This is a genomic window from Clostridium sp. NSJ-145, from assembly GCF_021044725.1.
Taxonomy (GTDB): Bacteria; Bacillota; Clostridia; order Clostridiales; family Clostridiaceae; genus Clostridium; species Clostridium disporicum_B.
The window spans coordinates 1-3,222 of the sequence record NZ_JAJNOS010000041.1; the positions used below are offsets into that span (position 1 = coordinate 1).

The 3,222-nt window shown below is 26.8% G+C and carries 3 protein-coding genes; 1 reads left to right on the top strand and 2 read right to left on the bottom strand.

Translation table 11 applies throughout. The features are described from left to right. The first annotated feature begins 255 nt into the window (after nucleotides 1–255). Complete coding sequence (locus LQE93_RS16565) at nucleotides 256–885, top strand: recombinase family protein (protein WP_231074560.1); 630 nt, start codon at nucleotides 256–258, stop codon at nucleotides 883–885. Between the two features lie 103 nt (nucleotides 886–988). On the opposite strand, the gene LQE93_RS16570 is transcribed toward LQE93_RS16565, so the two are convergent. Further along, nucleotides 989–2,197 carry a M48 family metalloprotease gene (locus LQE93_RS16570; protein WP_231074561.1) on the bottom strand — a complete coding sequence of 403 codons (1,209 nt, stop codon included), beginning with the start codon at nucleotides 2,195–2,197 and terminating at the stop codon, nucleotides 989–991. A gap of 70 nt (nucleotides 2,198–2,267) precedes the next feature. Then, nucleotides 2,268–3,029: an outer membrane protein assembly factor BamE gene (locus LQE93_RS16575; RefSeq protein WP_231074562.1), complete on the bottom strand. Its 762-nt coding sequence runs from the start codon at nucleotides 3,027–3,029 to the stop codon at nucleotides 2,268–2,270. Between the last annotated feature and the right edge of the window lie 193 nt (nucleotides 3,030–3,222).

Here is a 3,222-nt window from a genome sequence, read left to right on the forward strand (position 1 = left end):
AATTATAACATCAATTTAATATTTATCTAATTATGAAATTCTTCTGGTTCTATCCTTATTAATTTTTATCTGTTTCACTTGTTGAACAATTTTTTATAAATCTTCAAATCAGTTGATTTGATAGACACTTTTCTAACTACTTTTTCCTATACATATTTCTCATATTTATTGATAAAATTAAAATAAATATTGTTTATGAAATAAATATATGATTTAATAGACACTTTTTATCATCACAATTCTGGAGGTATTAAAATGATTTTTGGATATGCTAGAATTTCAACGACTAAAGATTCTCAAACTACTCAAAGACAATTGCTTGCCTTAGATCAATATGCTAAGTCTAATAATTTTATATTTGATGAAATAATTGAAGAAAGAGTCAGCGGAACAATAAATGCAGAAAATAGACAAGAATACTCAAAACTTAAAAGTAAATTACGTCTGGATGATATATTAGTATTAACCGATCTAGATAGATTAGGTAGAAATGCTGATAATGTTATAATGGAACTAAAAGATTTAAAATCTAGAGGTATCAGGGTTATTGCTTTAGATATGCCATATATGTGTGATTGGGATAAAGTTACTGATAACAGCATATACGATATGGTTATTGATATTGTGATAACAATTAAAGCACATATAGCCCAGCAAGAAAGAGACAAGATTGTATCTAGAATTAATCAAGGATTAGAAGTTGCTAGAACTACCGGAAAAACTCTTGGTAGACCTAAAGCAGAATTACCTAAAGAGTTTATAAAAGAATATACTAAATTTAAAGATGGTCATTATGGTAATATGACATCTACTGGTTTAGCTAAAATGCTCGGAATAGGTAGAAGTACTTTATATAAATATATAAAACTTTACAAAAATAAATAAACAAAATTTTCACTTGTATGAAAGCTATATAAATTAATCTATACGTATAAAAATAAGGTCAAAAAAATGACCTTATTTTTATATTATACTAATTTAAATTAGATTACCATCCATTAATAACTCTGCTATAATGAGTATAAATCTCTGTTAATTCTTCTTCATAGCTTTCTAAATTATTAATAAGCGTTTCTGCTAATTTGTTATTATTATACTTGTTATCATCAGATTTTATTAATTCAATTCTATCACTCAGAACTGGATGCGTATCTAAATCATCAACACACTCTCTTAGCTTATTAGAAATAATATACTCTGATTGTTCATTTATATACTCTCTAATACTTCTAAAATATTTATAATAATTTGTATAAATTTTTCCTTCTTTATATAATTCATATATATGCTTGTTAGATAAAATATTAAAAATTTCACTAATTGAATATACCTTACTTAATCCCTCTTTAAAAGCCTTGCCTCCACAAATTTCTTCTGCTATAATATCGGCTCTATGTTCTCTTATTCTAGATATTCTACAGTTCATTAATTCAAATTTTCTTACATAAAACTTAAGCAAAAAATTAGGTATTATTAAAGGTAATGAATATGTGCTCCTATCTTCATTATTAAGATTATAATCAATAAATTCCTGTAATCTTTGTATTGAATTAATAGTACTTAAATAAACTGGATGAATAATCTTAGAATATAATGTATCTTTTCCTGAAAAATGTGCAAATTCATGTGATAAAATTGCTCTAAATTCATTTGTTGTTAAATAACCTAGCAAAGGTACTCCAATTGCTAATGTTCTTCCTGACAACTCTCTATCAAATGTACGGATCTTTCCTTCTGTTACATAAAATGTTGGTTCTGAGTGTAATAATATATTACTCGGTTTTTTAACTCTCATCTTCGTACATAATTCAAAAATAAGATTTTGCAACTCTTTATGCTCATGTAAATTAAGTAAAAGTGCTGGTTGAAAAGAGCCTTTATTAGTTCTAAAAAAAGAATAATAAATACTTTTTAATATTATTGATACTCCATAGTATGCTCCTACACATAACGCTACTACAAATCCTATTGGCACTCTCATTCTTGTAACATTAAATAACTCCATAAAAATATAAACTATTAGGAAAAAAGCTCCTATAAGTCCCCCTGCTATTGCAAGAACTAAAAGTATGGATAATATTAAAATTAAATATGTTCCTAATACAAACATTATCGCTCTTAAAATATAACTCGGACTTTCAATAATCATTTTTCTTTTGCTATCAATACTTTTATTAATATTTATAGTCTCCTCCATATTTCCCCCATTAATATATTTTTATACCCTAATAAATTTTTCATATATAAAAATTGTGCTATTTAAATGATTATTTAACATTTAAATTCCCACTAATATTACTCCATCCCGAAACCAAGTTGTCATCATCAAATGTAACACTTGAATATTCATATTCCCATCTGTTCCAATTTAAAGAACTTGGTGTTCCCATAGCAGCAATAACTTGCTCCTTAGTTGACCCTATGGTAAATGGTTGTGCTCCATCAACTTTATCTCCTATATAGTTTTTTAAATTCTTACTAATATCACTCCATCCTGAAACTAAATCATCATTATCAAATGTAATGCTTGAATATTCATATTCCCATCTATTCTGATATAAAGAACTTGGTGTTCCCATAGCTGCAATAACTTCATTCTTAGTTGATCCTATAGTAAATGGTTCTGCTCCATCGATTTTATCACCTATATAGACTATTAAATTATCACTTATATCATTCCACCCTGATACCAAACCATTTATATCAAATCTAATTATAGAAAATTCATATGACCAATTTGAATCGTAAATACTAGATGCTACCCCCATTACTCTTGATACATCTTCTTTACTAGATCCTAATGTAATATAATCTAATTGTTCCGTATCTTTTCCAATTTCTTCACTATAATTAATTTCTTCAGTATTTTCTATTACTTCGCTGTCTTTAACCTCTTCATTTTTTTTAATTTTCAATTTATCCTTACTATTATAATAATCAATAACAATTCCATCCTCATTAAATGTTATTGTTGAATGCCCATAATGCCATCGGTTTGTTTTAGGATCAATTTTTCTAGGTGTTCCCATAGATTTTACTACCTCATCTTTAGAATCCCCTATATTAAATCCTTCAAAATCAGATTTATATCCTGGAATAAAGATGGTCTTATGTCAATATTTTGGACACAAAAAGTCAAACTTTTTTATGCTGCACTTCTAGCTAATAATTCACATTGATCTGGAGTCATGTAATTAATAGAAGAGTGTAGCCTTTTTCTGT